This window comes from Streptococcus sp. HMSC034B03, assembly GCF_001838575.1.
In the GTDB taxonomy this organism is placed as follows: Bacteria; Bacillota; Bacilli; order Lactobacillales; family Streptococcaceae; genus Streptococcus; species Streptococcus anginosus.
The window spans coordinates 125,666-143,168 of record NZ_KV837626.1 but is presented as its reverse complement, the minus strand read 5'-3'; the positions used below and the strand labels follow the sequence as shown (position 1 = coordinate 143,168).

Below are 17,503 nucleotides of genomic sequence, written 5' to 3'. Positions count from 1 at the left end.
CTTAAGTATTGAGAAATCTTAAGTGGGGTTTAGTGTTTATTCGTTGTTCTTATATTTTATCTGCCAGAAGCACATCATCAATAGCCTGCGCACAGCCACCGTGGTCGTTATCTGCCACAATAATATCTGCCAAACCTTTGATATTCTCATTGGCATTTCCCATAGCGACACCAAAACCTGCTTCGCGAATCATGCTTTCATCATTGTCAGCATCCCCAACAACAATGATTTGCTCCATAGGAAGATTTAATTTTTGAGCAAGGTGAGCTAAACCCTGCCCCTTTTCAACTCCTTGCGCTGTTAGTTCAAGACCACTTACTTCTGATTTTATCATGGCAATATCCTCAGATAACAACACCTCATACGATTGATCTCGATCCCTTGCCGTAAAGTGATAAATATTGATTTTGTCAAAATGCTCTCTCTCCTTAGCTAACAAATCGTAAATATTATCCACCAAGATAGCTGTTTTATCATAAAGTTCAGTATAAATTTCCATATAATAGTTAGCAATATTCTCAAAATGTGATTTTTGAAGATAGCCTTGTCCGTCAATCATACAAACCAGCATCAAATCTTGAACTTCTGCTATCGCCTTCACCTTATCCACTGCTATAGCAGGCAAGGTTTGCTTAGCTAAAACGCATTTAGCCTCCAAATCATAAATCAATGCACCACTTGCAAGAATAGCATAGCGAATCCAGCGCAAATCATCTCCATAAGGAAGCAGTTCTGACAAAGAGCGTCCTGTTGAAAGTACAACTTGTTTACCAGCATCTTGAGCTCTCCCAATCGCTTCAACGCTGCTTTTGGCAATTGTTTTTTTACTAGTCAAAAGTGTTCCATCCATATCAAACGCAATCAATTGATACATCCCATTACTCCTCTTTTCTATTACAACTAGTATAGCACAGTTTAAAATGGAATCGTCCAGAAAAAGATAACATGAATTCAAAAATCACTCTAGATAACTTCTAAAGTGATTTTTAAAATTCTCTCAAAGTCAAAGAATGATGTTATAATTCTTTTTTATATTTTTCAACTTCTGCTTTATTAGCCCACACAAAGTGTCCAGGACGAATTTCAACCATTTCTGGCTTATCTACTGAATAATCATGTTGAGCAGCATCATAAACCTTCAATACTTTCTTCCGCTCCAATATTGGGTCTGGAATTGGGACAGCAGATAGCAATGACTGCGTATAAGGATGGATTGGATTATTGAAGAGTTCTTCTGTTTCAGCCACTTCTACAATCACACCCTTATAAATAACAGCAATACGGTCTGAGATAAAACGTACAACTGATAAATCATGGGCAATGAAAAGATAAGTCAAGCCTAGATCTTTTTGGAATTTCTTAAGAAGATTCAAAACTTGCGCGCGCACAGAGACGTCAAGCGCTGAAATCGGCTCATCTGCAATGACAAAATCTGGTTCCATAACAAGCGCACGGGCAATCCCAATCCGCTGACGTTGACCACCAGAAAATTCATGCGGGTAACGTGTTAAATGCTCTGATAACAATCCAACTTCATGAATAATATCTTTCACTTTTTTCTTGCGTTCTTCTTCATCTTTAAATAAATGGAAATTATACAAGCCTTCCGAAATGATATAATCAACTGTCGCACGTTCATTCAAACTAGCAGCAGGGTCTTGGAAAATCATTTGAATTTTACGAATGATTTCTGACTCTTCTTCTTTTGATTTTTTGCCATTGATTTTTTTCCCTTCAAAGAAAATCTCTCCATGACTCGTATCATTTAAACCAATAATCGCACGACCAATTGTCGTTTTACCAGAACCAGATTCTCCTACAAGTGAAAACGTTTCTCCTTTATTGATAAAGAAATTAGCATTTTTAACAGCAACAAATTTCTTGCTTCCCTCACCGAAGGAAATTTCCAAATCTTTAACTTCTACTAATTTTTCAGGCATTTCCTTCCTCCTAGGCGTCTAAATGGGCAAAGCCCATTTTTAAGCTAATTTTTTCGTGCAAATCATCAATAACAGCAGGTTTATTCACTTTTGGAGCATTTTCATGAAGCAACCATGTTTTTGCCCAATGCGTATCTGACACATAGATTTGAGGCGGTTTTTCCTCAAAATCAATTTCCATCGCATAGTCTGAGCGGAGAGCAAATGCATCTCCTTGTAAATGTGAATAGAGAGATGGCGGCGTTCCAGGAATTGAATACAACTCACCCTTATCATCTGCCAACTGAGGCAGACTAGATAACAAACTCCAAGTGTAAGGATGACGTGGATCGTAAAAGACTTCTTCTACTGTTCCGTATTCAACGATTTCACCAGCATACATAACCGCAACCTTATCTGCAATACTTGCTACCACTCCAAGATCGTGGGTGATAAAAATAGTGGTGAATTGATACTCTTGTTGCAATGATTTCAACAAATCAATGATTTGCGCTTGAATGGTAACATCCAGCGCTGTCGTAGGCTCATCACAGATTAGAATATCTGGACGACAAGCAAGTGCAATGGCAATAACAATCCGTTGACGCATTCCCCCTGAATATTGGAATGGGTATTCATTAAAACGCTTTTCAGCATCAGGAATGCCGACCTTATTCATATAGTCAACAGCCATTTCTTTTGCTTCTTTTGGCGTTTTCTTTTGGTGCTTGATAATTACTTCTGTAATTTGGCTACCAATTGTGTTAATAGGGTCCAAACTCGTCATCGGATCTTGGAAGATTGTTGCAATTTTAACACCGCGTATAGGTTCCCAATCTTTATTAGACTTCAATTTTGTCAAATCTTGTCCACGGTAATCAATCGTTCCTTGAGCAACTCGACCATTTTCCTCTAACATTCCTGTAAATGTCTTTGTCAAAACAGACTTACCAGAACCAGATTCTCCTACAAGTGCAAGAACCTCACCTTCAATAAGGTCAAGCGAAACACCACGAATGGCTGTTAAGACTTTATCACGAACGTCAAATTCCACGACAATATCGCGAGCAGTCAATATTACATTTTTTTCTTGTGTCATATTTACTCCTATCTATGTGTACGTGGATCACTAGCGTCCGCTAAGTTTTGACCGACAACGAACAATGAAAGAGAAACCAAAATCAAGGTTGTCAATGGAATCCAGAAAAGATACGCATTTGTTGTCACATTTTGTGAATAATCTGAAATTAACCGTCCCAAACTTGGTACTGTGACAGGAAGCCCTAAACCAAAGAACGATAGAAACGCTTCATAAGAAATGAAACTTGGAAGCAGTTGCGAAGCCGTGGTCACAATAACAGAAACCAATTGTGGCATGATGTTTTTCACGATGATTTTCAGTGTTGGCGTACCCAAAGTTCGGCTGGCAAGGTTATATTCCAAGTCGCGATAACGCATGATTTGGATACGAATCGTATAAGCAATCCCAACCCAACCTGTGATGGTCATAGCAAAAATCAAGTTCCAGAAACCAGCACCAATTGAATAAGTCAAGACAATGACAATCAAGAGAGATGGGATGTTAGAAATGATATTGTACACTTCCATCATGATACGGTCAACGGTTTTTGAAATTCCCCAGATACCACCAATCACAATACCAATAACTAAGTTAATCACGGTTGCAATGACAGAAATGAGGATGGAGTTACGAGCTCCAAACCATACTCCGTCAAAAAGAGATTTCCCGTTGCTATCTGTACCAAACCAATATTGACCGTTTGGTTTAATATAACGCGCACCGAAATCATTCACCTTGCTGACATCGTTAAAGTCAAAATCTGAGAAAATCGGATAAATGAAACTCATCAAAATAATAGCGACCAAAATTCCCAACATGATAACTGTTGATTTCTTTTTTAGGAACTGACGCATAACTGATTTCCAGTAAGAATAGGCTGGAGCATCAATTGTTTCAGAGGCAAAATCATCGCGTTTGACAAATTGGAACTTAGTCTTATCAATTGTAGCCATTATTTACCTCCTTTTGATGTTAATTTAATACGTGGGTCAAGCACTGTCATCAGAATATCACCCAATAAAAGAGCGAAGATAGAAAGACAAGTAAAGATAAAGACAAGACCAACGACCATAGAATTGTTTGAAGCTTTAACAGAGTCAATCAACATCTTACCCATACCAGGGAAAGCGAAGACTGTTTCAGTCAAAGTTGCACCTGTAATAACCCCAATAACTGAGTTTGGAATGCTGGATACAAGTGGCACCATGGCATTTTTGAAAATATGTTTATTAGAAATTTCTTTTTCAGAAAGACCTTTTGCACGTGCAAAACGAACAAAATCTTGTGATTGCAAGTCAATCATATAACGGCGAATCCAAACGGCTGTCCAAGGCGCACTCAAGAGTCCAAGAATGACTGCCGGCAACACATAAGAGCGCCAATCACCTGCTCCCAAAATAGGGAATGAATCAGGCAAGCCAATCGCTGAACCAATCAAGCGAATGATATAAACCAAGGCAATAGTTGGCAGTGACATTAAGAAAGTCAAAGCACCGGTTGAAATACTATCAAACAATGTATTCTTAAAGCGAGCCATATAAGATCCAAGTGGAACGGCGATTAAGTATGACAAGGCCAAACCAATCAACCCAACAATAGAAGAACTCACAATCATAGATGGATATTGATAATTGCTCTCTGTCGCCGTATAAGGATCATCTTTTCCGTAATTAGCAACATCGCGTGCATCGGCTTGTTTTGGAGACTTATATGTACGCGTATAAATATTAACAGATGATGTTTTCTTTCCTGTTGGAAATTGAACTTCTGATGTCTTCGTTTGACCTTGCCCTTGTGAAATAACCTGTAAAACAGGAAGATTAGCATAGGTCGGATAAGAAGTTCCTAGATTTAATCTTACAAAATTTTGGTGAATAAATGGAAACTGACTATTGAAATATAATAAATATTTATGTCTTGTTCCAGAACCAACAACAGACCAACCAATAGCAGGATCATTTTCAATGCGAATATAACGCTTCAAATTCGGATTAGAAGCATCTTTCACAGCACCTGTATGGTCAATTTGAATCAAATTACCATAGAAACCAAGAACGCGTTCATAGACTGGAACTTCACGAGTTGCATAAAATTGCTTGCTTTCTTTAAATTGCTGCAATTTCCAACCGCGTCCCAGCTTTTTGATGTAAGCTTCATAGATTTTTTTATTTGCATTAGTAGGTTCTACTGTTACAGAGGAATTCTCTTTACTAGCTTTTTCTTGTAATTCCTTCGTATCATAGTAGTCAATGTAACCCATACGCTCAAAAATCGTATTTTCGTAATTGGCTTTTTTATCAGGAGTTGTCGCTATTTTGTTATAGTTTGGGTCCTGTTTGAAAATCAACTTCCTAGGCACCATGGTATAGATAATGGTGTAAGTCAGCGTTGTTACCATGAAAATAGATACTAAAGAGCGTAAGATACGCATAAAAATATATTTCTTCATTTACCGTTTCCTTTAAAATCCCAAAAGAACTTTCCCTCCTGTTAGAGAAAGTTCTGATGAGAAGTTTATTTTACATGATCTGCTAATTCTTTTTGTATTTTAATGATTCAGCATGAGTCACATCAGATATTCCACTTTAATAACTATGGTTAAGTTATTAAACATAACCTGTCAGCCAAGACCGAAGGAACTGATAGAGAAATGCCACGCGTCACGACAAATACCTATTTTCAATTTTAGAATACCTTCAATTTTTAAACTGATTGTTTAAAATTATATCACAATTCTGGTTAATTGTAAAATCAATTGTCAGAATATTTTTATCATAATTGAACTTTTTTTGTTTTTCTGTTAAATTTTATCTAATTTTTTTCAATTATTTAACATGATCTGCAAGTTCTTCTTGAGCCTTTTTATTAGATTCTGTGCGCTTTTTATTCCATTTTTCCATTGCTTTCTTGTATTGATTTTGAGTCACAGGCTCATCTTGGAGTTCAAGATATTTATATAGAATGATTTCACTATTCCCTTTGTTTCCTGACCAAGCAAATGGATTAGTAAATGGCACTGTACGAGAAAGAATTGGACGACCAGTCAAGGTTGTTGTCGGAATAACCAAAGCATTATCAGTCAACCAAGCTTGGGCTGCAGCATATTTTTCATAGCGTGCATTCGTATTAGTGGTTTCTTTTTCAGCTTCATTCAACAACTTTTCATATTCGTTCATACCAACTTGTGCTGCTGCAGCGTTATTCGTACCTGCATCAAATCCTAGATAAGTCTTAGTGTTTTCACCACTTGAAGGTTTGATGACATCAAGATAAGTAGATGGGTCTTGGAAGTCTGGACTCCAACCAACATTATCAGAAAGGTCCCAATCTTCTGCTGCTGCAGATTCAGCAAAGTAAGTGATATTATTCACGTCGTCTTTAGACATTTGTTGAATATCAATCACAACATTTTCTTTACCAAGATTTTTTTCAATAGATTGTTTCAATGATTGCACACGTTGAACTTTATTAGTCGCTGTTTGGTCAACTGGCATATCAATGTGGATTGGGAATTGAACGCCGTCTGCTTGAAGCGCTGCTTTCGCTTTCGCTAATTTTTCTTTAGCTTTAGTTGGATTGTAAAGACCATCTTGCGCATCATTTAAGTTGACATCTTTCCAACTTTCATTATAACCAACTAATTTTTCTTTGACTAATTCTCCAAAGCTTTTGTCATCTGTTTGAACAAACGTTGGCGGTACAAAAAGATTACGGAGTATCTTCGTCGCACCGTCTTTACCATTCACCTGTGATGCATAAGCAGTGCGGTCAAATGCAAAGGTAATCGCTTGACGGAAATCCTTGTTTAGCAAAGCTTTCTTAGTAGAAGTTTTTTGAGCATCTGTTGTCTTTGAAGTGTGATTGTAAGATTGACGATCAATATTTGTAGCTACTAAGTAAGTCGTTGCATCTTGTGGAGTATAAACGATGTTGTTTTTGTATTTCTTGCTGACAGAAGCATAACTTGGGCTAGTTGGAAATACTTTAGCATTGGTAAATGAGCCATCACTAAATCCTTTAGCAAGTTTGTCTTGGTCTTGACCATCATAGTAGGACAACTTGATGTTGTCAATGTGCACATTCTTCTTATCCCAGTAGTTTGGATTTTTAGCAAATTCAACAGACGATTTCGCTGTGATAGATTTCAGCAAGTATGGACCATTATAAAGAAGACTAGATGGGTCTGTTGCTTGTGCAAATTTATTGCCTTTTGATTTCAAAAATTCTGCATTAACTGGTGCTAGAACGCCCATTGTTGTTTTAGAATTCCAAAAGCTTTCTGGTCGATTAAGCGTGTATTGAACCGTGTAATCATCAACTGCTTTGATACCGACAGAAGAGAAATCTTTATTTTCACCCTTCATGTAAGCATCCAAGCCTTTAACAGAATCTTGCACCAAGTAAATAGCATCAGATTTATTATCCGCAGCATATTTTAAGCCTGTCACAAAGTCTTGTGCCTTAACTTCTGCATACTCTTCGCCCTCTGATGTGTACCATTTGGCACCCTTACGAAGTGTATAAGTATAAGTCAAGCCATCCTTGGAGACTGTCCAATCCTTCGCTACAGAAGGAACTAGATTTCCGTAACGGTCATTTTCCAAGAGTCCGTCAATGACATTACTGGTAAGATTTGCAGTAGCTGCTTTCCCAGTTGTCAAATAGTTCAGGTTATCTGGATCTTGCTCATAAATATATGAGAATGTTTTGTTCCCCGAGCTTGTTTTAGAGCTAGAACAAGCTGCTAGAGCTCCTGTTGCAAGCAAGGCTAGCGCTGCAAGGGTAATGATTTTACTTTTCTTCATGAATATTCCTCCCAAAATCATTATTTTTATACATTCTAGCAAACAAAATATAAAAAGTAAATAGAATTTTCTAAATTTTATGACATATTTTTTTAGACCTAGTATCAAAGGGATTATATTAATCTTACAATTTTATAGATAGAAAAAAGCAGATGAAACCCACTTTTAAGTGAGTTTTACCTGCTTTTATAAATGTATTATTTTACATGATCAGCTAATTCATCTTGAGCTTTTTTATTAGACTCGGCTTTTTCTTTTTGCCATTTCTTCTTAGCTGCTTCATAGTCTTTCTTAGTGACAGTATCGTTACCGACTTTAATGTATTTGAAGTAGGTTGAGCTACCTTTACTACCTGTTTGCGCAAATGCACCTGAGAACGGTTGAATGCGTGACACAAAAGTTCCGGCACCTGTTGAAGCCATTGTTGGTAAGACAAGTGAACTGTCTGTTAACCAAGCTTGTGCTGCTGCATATTTTTCATAACGTTTTGCAATGTCTGTTGTTTCTGCACCTGCTTCATCGACTAATTTATTATATTCGTCCAAGCCGACTGCTTTAGCACCAGCATTTTCACTACCAGAGTCAAATCCAAACCATGTCTTCGTATTATCAGAAGCTGTTGATTTCAAAATGTCAAGATAAGTAGATGGATCTTGATAGTCGGGATTCCAACCAACAGCGCCTGAGATATCCCAGTCTTCTCCAGCTGCATTTGGAGCATAGTAAGTGACGTTGTTAAAGTCATCTTCTGACATCATGTTCAAGTCCATGACAACATTTTCTTTACCAAGTACTTTTTCAACAGATTGTTTTAAAGACTGCATCCGAGCAACGTAGCTCTTAGAAGTTTCTACAGTAGGAACATCTAAGTGGATTGGGAACTGTACACCTTGAGCTTGCAAAGCTGCTTTTGCTTTTGCAAATTTTTCTTTTGCTTTTGTTGGATTGTACAAGCCGTTTTGTGAATCAGCTAGTTTGACACCCTTCCAGTCATCGCCATAGCTTGCTAATTTTTCTTCTACAACATCACTAAATGATTTTTCACCAACTTGAACAAAATTAGATGGTACAAACATATTACGGATTGCTGTGGCAGCACCATCTTTACCATTTACTTGTGCTGCATAAGATTCGCGGTCAAGTGCAAAGTTCAAAGCTTGACGGAAGTCTTTGTTCAACAATGCCTTTTTCGTTGAATTTTTTTCTTCATCTGTTTTCTTAGCCGTGTGGTTGTAAGATTGACGGTCAATATTAAGGGCTAAAGCAGCCGTTCCAGAGCCTGCTTCTGCTGTATAGATATTGTCCTTGAATTGTTTTTCAAAAGTTGCAAAGTTTGAACTTGTTGGGAAGAGGCGTGCGTATGAGTATGCCCCATCTTTGAAATTACGAGCCAATGAGTCCTGGTCTTGACCATCATAGTAAGCAAGTTTAATGCTATCAACTTTTACTTTATCTTTATCCCAATAATGTTTGTTTTTAACATATTCTACCGCAGATTTTGCTGTGATAGCTTTCATCAAGAATGGTCCATTATAAAGGATTGAGTTAGGGTCTGTTGATTGGCCAAATTTATTTCCTTTAGATTTCAAAAATTCTGCATTGATTGGCCACATAATGGCAGAGGTTGTCTTAGAATTCCAATATGGTTCTGGCTTGTTCAATGTATACTGAACAGTATAATCATCAACTGCTTTCACACCTACCGTTGAAAAGTCTTTTGTTTGACCATTCACGTAAGCATCTAAACCTTTAATTGAGTTTTGAACCAAATAAAGCGCCTCAGATTTTTTATCGGCAGCATGTTTCAAACCAGTTACAAAGTCTTGCGCTTTAACTTCTGCGTATTCTTCCCCTTCTGATGTGTACCATTTGGCACCCTTACGAAGTTTATAAGTATAGGTTAAACCATCTTTTGATACAGTCCATGACTTAGCCATTGATGGTACAAGATTTCCATATTTGTCATTTTCTAACAATCCGTCAACTCCATTTGTCACAAGATCGCTAGTGGTTGCTTTTCCTGATGTTACATAATCCAAAGTTTCTGGATCACTAGAATACACATAACCAAATTTTGTTTCAGCTGAGTTCGATTTCGAACCCGAGCAAGCAGCTAAAAGACCAGACGTTAAAAGAGCTAGCCCCGCAACTGCGATGATTTTACTTTTTTTCATAGTTACCTCCGAAAAGTATGATATATTCTAATTATACTATAACTTAACAAAAAGTAAAGAATTTTCAAACAAATCTTTCAACAAAAAACGTTGTTGTGAGCCGAAATGCTTTCAAACAACGGACTCACTTCTCGTATCCTATTGATGGATACATTGCTTTTTAGGTTATTTCCTCTCTGGGTGAATGACATACGTTTCAAAATCCAGATTCGGCATACATTCTGCTAAATCGTTCTCAATGCGCTTCAGTGCTTCTAAACGCATTTCAACAGATGTGTGAGCATTCCCTTGAATGATAAAAATGGCATTTTTTGTCTCGTCATCAAATTTATAGTTTTCTCCGTCACGAACATCTAGCCATGCTAAAATTCCTTTTTGATCACGATAAACATAATCAGTCTGTGAAACGTGTTTTTCCGTAGATAAAATCGGCAGAAAAACGTCTTCATTTTGGCTAACAGTAAACTCTATCTGCTCCTCTATTTTATCCAAATCATGTCCACCAATAGCTAGTAAAGAATGCAAAGATTCGACATTGTAAATATCAATAATACTGTTAATATGTGGAATAGAACCACGATGTCGAATATTCCGAATAAGCGCCAAAACGGTAGGAGGATTCTTCTTGACACTACGTCCAACACTTTGCAACAAATCTTTGTAGCCTTGAATGACTGCATCATCAGACACTTCATCCACATTGCATTTCAAGGCCCACTTTTCCATTTCTTTTTGCTTTTCCAAAAATGAAGCGGATAAAGGCGCATGTGGATCTACATTTTTGGCAATGCCAATTACCACATTTTTAATTCCAAGCGCTACGAGACTTTCATCAAGTATAAACTTCATCATGATCTACCTCCGGATAATAATTTAGAGAATTGATTAACTATTAAATCCTTTGCAAAAAGTCTTATTTTATTGCTAAACCACTGCTCTTTATGACAATCTAGTTGTAGATTTCATTTAAAATCTTGCACCAATTTGTTATACTGATAAGACTTTCTATTTATAAAAGATATTAAAAAGACTGGAATAGGCTCCAGATTGTGATACCAATCATGGAAGCCTGTCCCATTCTATTATTTTTCACTATTTTCAACCGCAGCTGTGACAAAAGCCGTATAAAGTCCTTCTGGACGATTAGGGCGGCTGGATAATTCTGGGTGGTATTGACACGCCACAAAGAATTTATTTTCTGGAATTTCTACAATTTCTACCAGACGATTATCAGGTGAAACTCCTGAGAAGACAAATCCTGCGTTTTCAAATTGTTGACGGAATTCATTGTTAAATTCATAACGGTGGCGGTGACGACGCTGCACAACTTCTTGATTGTCATAAGCTGCAGCGGCTTTGGAACCACGTTTCAACTTAGATGGATACAGTCCTAAGCGAAGCGTTCCTCCCATGTCTTCTACATCAATCTGATCACGCATCAAATCAATAACAGGATGTTTCGTATCAGGATTTAATTCTGAAGAATTAGCATCTTCAAATCCTAACACATGGCGAGCAAACTCAACACAAGTCAACTGCATACCAAGGCAAATTCCAAGCATTGGCACATCATTTTCACGCGCATATTGAATGGTCGCAATCTTTCCTTCGGTTCCGCGATGACCAAATCCACCTGGCACAATAATACCGTCTGCATCTTTCAACAATTCGGCGACATTTTCCGTTGTGACATCATTCGCATTGACCCAATTCAGCTTGATTTCTGCATCATTGGCATAACCAGAGTGCTTGAGAGCTTCTACAACAGAGATATACGCATCTGGCAACTCCACATATTTCCCAACAAGCGCAATTTTCACTTGTTTCTTCAAGTTCATGACTTTATCAACCATAGCAGACCAATCTGTCATATCCGCTTCTGGCACGTCCAACTTCAAGTGATCACAAACGATTTGGTCCATGTTTTGTGCTTGCAAATTCAGCGGAATTTGATACAAATGTTCCACATCTAACGACTCAATCACTGCTTCTGGTGCCACGTCACAAAATTGCGCTAATTTATTTTTAATATTTTGACCTGCTGGCTTTTCAGTGCGAATGACCAGCATATTCGGTTGAATACCCAGACCACGCAATTCTTTTACAGAGTGTTGAGTTGGTTTGGTTTTCATTTCCCCAGCTGCTTTCAGATAAGGAAGCAAGGTCGTGTGAATATACATCACATTGTCTGCTCCGACATCTGCCTTCATTTGACGAAGCGCTTCTAAGAATGGCAAGCTTTCGATATCTCCAACAGTCCCTCCCACTTCTGTAATAATCACATCAGAGTCTGTTGTCGTTGCAGCACGTTTAATCTTTTCTTTTAAAGCGTCTGTAATGTGTGGAATGACCTGGACAGTTGCTCCAAGATACTCACCTTTACGTTCTTTGCGAAGAACTTCACTATAAATCTTACCCGTTGTGACATTTGAATATTTATTTAGGTTAATGTCAATAAAGCGTTCATAGTGCCCCAGATCCAAGTCTGTCTCTGCACCGTCGTCCGTCACAAACACTTCCCCGTGTTGGTAAGGACTCATCGTTCCTGGGTCGATATTGATATATGGGTCAAACTTTTGAATGGTTACCTTAAGACCACGGTTTTTCAAGAGACGACCAAGACTTGCTGCCACAATCCCTTTACCGATCGAACTAACTACACCACCTGTAACAAAAATATATTTTGTTGCCATAAATACTCCTTATCTAAAATACAACGTCCATTGCTTTTTAAGACGTGTTTCATGAATAGCAAAACAAAAATAGCTCCCTAGAGCTAGGGAGCTTCGACTTCTTAAAAGAAGTGCCCGATATTATAATATCGCAGAATAAAACTTTTGTCAAATAAGAAAATAAGAATACATCATTAAATTTGACTATTCTTCATCTTCTCCATCTACTTCATCGTCAGAATAATCTTCGTCCTCTTCATTGAGTTCGACTTCTTCACCTAAATCATCAGGTGCAATTTCATTGATTTCAGCATCATACGCTTCAACTTCACTCTTCTCGTCGTCCGGATTGTCCTCGCCATAATTAAGGGCAGGGTCTGCTTCGTATGAGTCTTCATCTTCTGGATCATCGTCATTGTAATCAATAGCATCTTCATCTCCGTCCATAAAGGCGTTCACACGTTTTTTCTTTCGTTTCTTCGGAGTTTCTTCATCGTCTTCTTCAAGTGTGATAATTTCTTCATCCACCTCGTCAATCGCATACCATGAACGCAAGCCCCATTTGTTATCTCCAAGAGGAATGAAACTGCCGTCTACATTTAGCTCTGTATAAAAAAGTGGCAAGGCTTCACGAATATCACTATTTGATTTTGCAAGGTAATTTTGAATTTCATTGACAAGATCATTAAAGTACATTTCATGATGACGACCACGCGTTTCTAAGATAGCACGCGCTACTTCAATCATAGAAAGTTCACTTTTTTCTTGTCCAGCAAATACTTCTAATTCCAAAGTCGATCTCCTTTTAAGTCTGAGGGCTTCTGCCCTGTTGGCTCTCAAATATTTAATTTATTGAATTTTTCGCTACTTTTTATTGTACGATAAAAATCTTCTTTCGTCAAAAGAATTTTATCCTCTATTCAAGAAAATCACCATTTTTACCAAAATGACTTCCGCTTTTATATAAAAAGAAGCAAAAAGGCAATTCAGCCAATTCTCTGACTGAACTTGCCTTATGTTATCGCTCGATTATTTTACTTTTGCAGTACTTGTAATCAATTCAACGGCTTTTTTAATCACAATATCATGTTTCAACATATCTGCTGAAAGAAGTTGACGAACGCGTTCTACTTCCATATTGTAATCAGCGGCAAGAGAAGCAATTTCTGCTTCAATATCTTCATCACTTGCTTCAAATCCTTCTGCTTTCGCAACAGCTTCAATCACAAGGTTTGTCTTAGTACGTTTTTCAGCATCAGCTTCATGTTGCTTGTGAAGATCTTCTTGCGTTGTACCAGTAATTTGGAAATACATATCTGGTGAAATACCTTGACGTTGCATGTTTCCAAGGAATTCATTTACAGAGCGGTGAACTTCTTCGTGAACCATTTCTTCTGGCAACTCAACGATTTCTGCATTTTCTACTGCAAGATCAAGCGCTGCAGATTCGACTGCGTCATCAAAAGCAATTTCTTTTGATTCAGCTAATTCTTTGCGGTATTTTTCTTTTAATTCGTCAAGTGTTTCAACATCTTCATCAATGTCTTTCGCTAGTTCATCATCTAGTTCTGGAACTTCTTTTTCTTTGACTTCGTGAATCGTAGTCACAAATTTAGCATCTTTACCTGCAAGGTCTGTTGCTTGATAGTCTTCTGGGAATGTCACGTTTACTTCTACTGTTTCACCAGCAGCATGTCCAACTAATTGATCCTCAAAACCTGGAATGAATTGACCGCTTCCAAGTTCAAGTGAGAAGTTATCTCCTTTACCGCCGTCAAATTCAACGCCGTCAACTGTTCCAACAAAGTCAATCACAACTGTGTCGCCATTAGCAGCTTTGTCTTCTTTCAATACAAGCTCTGCTAAATTGTTGCGCTCACGTTCAATTCTTGCGTCTACATCTGCGTCAGATACTTCTTTAGAGACATCAACAGACACTTCTAAATTTTTATATTCACCTAATTTTACTTCAGGTTTTGTAACCACTTCAGCGGTAATAGTCCAATCTTGACCTTTTTCCATAGACGCCACATCAAATTGTGGTTGGGCAACAACTTCAATTTCTGCTTCTTTAACTGCAGCTTCATAAGCAGCTGGGAGAAGGGCGTTCAGTGTGTCTTGGTAAAGAGCTTCTTCCCCAAATTTTTGGTTAAACACCGGACGAGGAAGATGACCTTTACGGAAACCTGGCACATTCAGAGTTTTCTTAACTGAGTTAAACACGCGATCCAATTCTGGCTTGATTTGTTCTTGACTGATTGTAAATGTCAAAACTCCGCGATTTGTTTCTTTGCTTTCAAATGATACAGACATTCTGTCATTTCTCCTTAAAATTTATTGAATACAATCAATTATACCATAAATACACGTTATTTCACAATTTTTTAACAAAAAACATCATAAAATCCCAATTATCTGCATAAACACTGGAGACACTGCACCTTATCAAGGATAAAACCAATTAAATTACTACTGATTTACTACGTATGAATGAGCTTTGGTACGACGATTTTCCTTGAAAGGTGAAGATTTAATAGATACCTCCAGCACAAATTGAATATTCATAAAGGTAGACACTTCAACAATGAGGTGTCTATTTTTGTATTTAATTTGAAAGGTCGTGATAATGATGGAAAGAAAAACTTTGGAAAGGAAATGTCGTTCTCCTACGAAAGATACGCTGAAAACATAAAAATCAATAGATCACAGAAAGGACGAAAAAATATGGAACTAAAATTTGTTATTCCCAACATGGAAAAGACTTTTGGAAACTTAGAATTTGCCGGTGAGGATAAAGTCATACAAAGAAGAATCAACGGACAGCTTACGGTCTTATCAAGAAGCTACAACCTCTATTCCGATGTGCAGAGAGCAGACGATATTATCGTGATACTTCCGGCAGAAGCAGGCGAAAAGAACTTTGCCTTTGAGGAAAAAGTAAAACTCATCCATCCCCGTATCAGAGCAGAGGGATATAAAATCGGCACACGAGGATTTACCAATTACATTCTGGAAGCCGACGACATGATAAAGGCATAGAAAGCGAGGAAAAGAAATGAGATTAGCAAACGGTATCGTCTTAGAAAAGGAAGCGACATTTGGAGAGTTGAAATTCTCCGCACTTCGCCGTGAGGTACGCATTCAAAAGGAAGATGGCACGCTTTCGGAAGAAATTAAGGAGCGTACCTATGACCTCAAATCCAAAGGACAGGGACGAATGATTCAGGTGAGCATTCCTGCAAGCGTTCCGCTGAAAGAATTTGACTATAACGCACATGTAGAGCTTATCAATCCGGTAGCCGATACGGTAGCGACCGCAACCTTTCAGGGAGCAGAGGTGGACTGGTATATCAAGGCAGATGATATTGTGCCGGCGAAGGATTCAGGAAATTTCAAGAGGGAAGCTCCTAAAAAAGAACCCATATCTGAAAAGTAAGGTAAAGAACGCAAATCGAAAGGAGAAACAGGCACATGAAACAGTGGCTTCTTTCCGGTAAACGGATTCGACCAAGCGATAAGGATTTGGTCTTTCATACAGCCGTATCAATATTCCTGCCGGTTTTTATTCTTGTTGTTGCCCTGTTTCATGCAAAGACAATCTCAGAGATAAACTGGCAGGATTTTCATTTACCAAAAGCAGGTGAAATCAATGTTCCCTATCTTTCCATAAGCTGTATTAGCTCCGGTGTTATCTGCCTGCTGCTTGTTTTGGTGATTAAACGCTATCGCTATGACTGGATAAAACAGCTCTATCATCGTCAGAAATTAGCCAGAATGATACTGGAAAACAAATGGTATGAAGCAAAGCAGGTAAAATCAGAGGGGATTTTTAAAGATTCTTCCAGCCGGACAAGAGAAAAGATAAGCTACTTCCCGAAAGTCTATTACCGCATGAAAAACGGTCTGATTCAGATACGTGTAGAAATTACGCTGGGCAAGTATCAGGAACAGCTCCTGCATTTGGAGAAAAAGCTGGAGAGCGGCTTATATTGTGAGCTGACCGAAAAGGAGCTGAAAGATTCCTATGTGGAATATACCCTGCTTTATGACATGATTGCCAATCGTATTTCCATTGACGAGGTACAGGCAAAAAGCGGAAAGCTACGCCTTATGAAAAATATATGGTGGGAATATGACAAGCTCCCTCATATGTTAATTGCCGGTGGTACAGGCGGCGGTAAAACCTATTTTATCCTGACACTGATTGAAGCCCTGCTCCGTACAAATGCAAAGCTGTATATCCTTGACCCGAAAAATGCCGATCTTGCCGACTTAGGCTCTGTTATGAAAGAGGTGTATTTTCAAAAGGAAGATATCCTTTCCTGCATTGACAGATTCTATGAAGAAATGGTGAAGCGAAGCCTCGCCATGAAAGAAATGGAAAACTATAAAACAGGCGAAAATTATTCCTACTTGGGGCTTCCGGCTCATTTCCTGATTTTTGATGAATATGTCGCTTTTATGGAAATGCTGGGAACAAAGGAGAATACTGCCGTCTTAAATAAATTAAAGCAGATTGTCATGTTAGGTCGTCAGGCAGGATTTTTCCTAATATTAGCCTGTCAAAGACCGGACGCAAAATACCTTGGCGACGGAATCCGTGACCAGTTTCATTTCAGAGTAGCTTTAGGTCGTATGTCTGAAATGGGATACGGCATGATGTTTGGAAGTGATGTGCAAAAGGATTTCTTCTCAAAACAAATCAAAGGGCATGGCTATGTTGATGTGGGAACAAGCGTCATATCTGAATTTTATACGCCCCTTGTTCCCAAAGGACATGATTTTTTAGAGGAGATACGGAAACTCACAGACGGCAGGCAGGACGCACAAAAGGCGTGCGAAGCGTAAGCCT

General features: G+C 38.2%; 14 protein-coding genes. 3 read left to right on the top strand and 11 right to left on the bottom strand.

Going from position 1 to position 17,503, the window contains the following annotated elements; genetic code table 11:
- Positions 1 to 49 precede the first annotated feature (49 nt).
- The 11 genes from HMPREF2634_RS02750 to tig form a co-directional block, all read right to left on the bottom strand.
- Positions 50 to 874, bottom strand: a complete 825-nt coding sequence (locus HMPREF2634_RS02750) for a Cof-type HAD-IIB family hydrolase (protein WP_070836261.1) — start codon at positions 872 to 874, stop codon at positions 50 to 52.
- Positions 875 to 1,016: 142 nt separating this feature from the next.
- Positions 1,017 to 1,940 (bottom strand): ATP-binding cassette domain-containing protein, encoded by a 924-nt coding sequence (locus tag HMPREF2634_RS02745; protein WP_003031730.1) that lies wholly within the window; start codon positions 1,938 to 1,940, stop codon positions 1,017 to 1,019.
- Positions 1,941 to 1,950: 10 nt separating this feature from the next.
- Positions 1,951 to 3,018, bottom strand: coding sequence for an ABC transporter ATP-binding protein (locus HMPREF2634_RS02740; RefSeq protein ID WP_021002028.1), 1,068 nt, complete (start codon positions 3,016 to 3,018; stop codon positions 1,951 to 1,953).
- Between the two features lie 8 nt (positions 3,019 to 3,026).
- The gene (gene oppC, locus HMPREF2634_RS02735; protein WP_003026180.1) at positions 3,027 to 3,953 is read right to left on the bottom strand and encodes an oligopeptide ABC transporter permease OppC; all 927 of its coding nucleotides are present in this window, start codon (positions 3,951 to 3,953) and stop codon (positions 3,027 to 3,029) included.
- Positions 3,953 to 5,449, bottom strand: a complete 1,497-nt coding sequence (locus tag HMPREF2634_RS02730; RefSeq protein WP_003026183.1) for an ABC transporter permease — start codon at positions 5,447 to 5,449, stop codon at positions 3,953 to 3,955. Before HMPREF2634_RS02730 ends, oppC begins: the two co-directional genes overlap by 1 nt.
- A 376-nt stretch (positions 5,450 to 5,825) precedes the next feature.
- Positions 5,826 to 7,805: a peptide ABC transporter substrate-binding protein gene (locus tag HMPREF2634_RS02725; protein ID WP_021002029.1), complete on the bottom strand. Its 1,980-nt coding sequence runs from the start codon at positions 7,803 to 7,805 to the stop codon at positions 5,826 to 5,828.
- Between the two features lie 197 nt (positions 7,806 to 8,002).
- Positions 8,003 to 9,979, bottom strand: coding sequence for a peptide ABC transporter substrate-binding protein (locus HMPREF2634_RS02720; RefSeq protein WP_021002030.1), 1,977 nt, complete (start codon positions 9,977 to 9,979; stop codon positions 8,003 to 8,005).
- Between the two features lie 165 nt (positions 9,980 to 10,144).
- On the bottom strand, positions 10,145 to 10,828 hold the full coding sequence (locus HMPREF2634_RS02715; RefSeq protein ID WP_106079118.1) for a B3/B4 domain-containing protein: 684 nt from the start codon (positions 10,826 to 10,828) through the stop codon (positions 10,145 to 10,147).
- 233 nt (positions 10,829 to 11,061) lie between these two features.
- Positions 11,062 to 12,672 carry a CTP synthase gene (locus HMPREF2634_RS02710; protein WP_021002032.1) on the bottom strand — a complete coding sequence of 537 codons (1,611 nt, stop codon included), beginning with the start codon at positions 12,670 to 12,672 and terminating at the stop codon, positions 11,062 to 11,064.
- A 183-nt stretch (positions 12,673 to 12,855) separates the two neighbouring features.
- The gene (gene rpoE, locus HMPREF2634_RS02705; RefSeq protein ID WP_003026189.1) at positions 12,856 to 13,443 is read right to left on the bottom strand and encodes a DNA-directed RNA polymerase subunit delta; all 588 of its coding nucleotides are present in this window, start codon (positions 13,441 to 13,443) and stop codon (positions 12,856 to 12,858) included.
- 237 nt (positions 13,444 to 13,680) lie between these two features.
- Entirely contained in the window at positions 13,681 to 14,964 is a 1,284-nt protein-coding gene (gene tig, locus HMPREF2634_RS02700; protein ID WP_003026190.1) for a trigger factor, read from the bottom strand.
- A gap of 411 nt (positions 14,965 to 15,375) precedes the next feature.
- Between tig and HMPREF2634_RS02695 the strand changes: the two genes are divergently transcribed.
- The 3 genes from HMPREF2634_RS02695 to HMPREF2634_RS02685 are packed head-to-tail and all read left to right on the top strand — an operon-like array spanning position 15,376 to position 17,499.
- On the top strand, positions 15,376 to 15,690 hold the full coding sequence (locus HMPREF2634_RS02695; RefSeq protein WP_037593289.1) for a YdcP family protein: 315 nt from the start codon (positions 15,376 to 15,378) through the stop codon (positions 15,688 to 15,690).
- A gap of 16 nt (positions 15,691 to 15,706) precedes the next feature.
- Positions 15,707 to 16,087 carry a YdcP family protein gene (locus HMPREF2634_RS02690; protein WP_006906982.1) on the top strand — a complete coding sequence of 127 codons (381 nt, stop codon included), beginning with the start codon at positions 15,707 to 15,709 and terminating at the stop codon, positions 16,085 to 16,087.
- 35 nt (positions 16,088 to 16,122) lie between these two features.
- A complete protein-coding gene (locus HMPREF2634_RS02685; RefSeq protein ID WP_022525061.1) occupies positions 16,123 to 17,499 on the top strand; it encodes an FtsK/SpoIIIE domain-containing protein in 1,377 nt (458 codons plus the stop codon).
- The last annotated feature ends 4 nt before the right edge of the window (positions 17,500 to 17,503 follow it).

What these genes read in the sequence shown, in the direction of transcription:
- HMPREF2634_RS02710 (WP_021002032.1), bottom strand. Translation starts at nt 12,672, where the DNA reads ATGGCAACAAAATATATTTTTGTTACAGGTGGTGTAGTTAGTTCGATC.
- HMPREF2634_RS02720 (WP_021002030.1), bottom strand. Translation starts at nt 9,979, where the DNA reads ATGAAAAAAAGTAAAATCATCGCAGTTGCGGGGCTAGCTCTTTTAACG.
- HMPREF2634_RS02695 (WP_037593289.1), top strand. Translation starts at nt 15,376, where the DNA reads ATGGAACTAAAATTTGTTATTCCCAACATGGAAAAGACTTTTGGAAAC.
- tig (WP_003026190.1), bottom strand. Translation starts at nt 14,964, where the DNA reads ATGTCTGTATCATTTGAAAGCAAAGAAACAAATCGCGGAGTTTTGACA.
- HMPREF2634_RS02740 (WP_021002028.1), bottom strand. Translation starts at nt 3,018, where the DNA reads ATGACACAAGAAAAAAATGTAATATTGACTGCTCGCGATATTGTCGTG.
- HMPREF2634_RS02725 (WP_021002029.1), bottom strand. Translation starts at nt 7,805, where the DNA reads ATGAAGAAAAGTAAAATCATTACCCTTGCAGCGCTAGCCTTGCTTGCA.
- oppC (WP_003026180.1), bottom strand. Translation starts at nt 3,953, where the DNA reads ATGGCTACAATTGATAAGACTAAGTTCCAATTTGTCAAACGCGATGAT.
- HMPREF2634_RS02715 (WP_106079118.1), bottom strand. Translation starts at nt 10,828, where the DNA reads ATGAAGTTTATACTTGATGAAAGTCTCGTAGCGCTTGGAATTAAAAAT.
- HMPREF2634_RS02750 (WP_070836261.1), bottom strand. Translation starts at nt 874, where the DNA reads ATGTATCAATTGATTGCGTTTGATATGGATGGAACACTTTTGACTAGT.
- HMPREF2634_RS02745 (WP_003031730.1), bottom strand. Translation starts at nt 1,940, where the DNA reads ATGCCTGAAAAATTAGTAGAAGTTAAAGATTTGGAAATTTCCTTCGGT.
- HMPREF2634_RS02690 (WP_006906982.1), top strand. Translation starts at nt 15,707, where the DNA reads ATGAGATTAGCAAACGGTATCGTCTTAGAAAAGGAAGCGACATTTGGA.
- HMPREF2634_RS02730 (WP_003026183.1), bottom strand. Translation starts at nt 5,449, where the DNA reads ATGAAGAAATATATTTTTATGCGTATCTTACGCTCTTTAGTATCTATT.
- HMPREF2634_RS02685 (WP_022525061.1), top strand. Translation starts at nt 16,123, where the DNA reads ATGAAACAGTGGCTTCTTTCCGGTAAACGGATTCGACCAAGCGATAAG.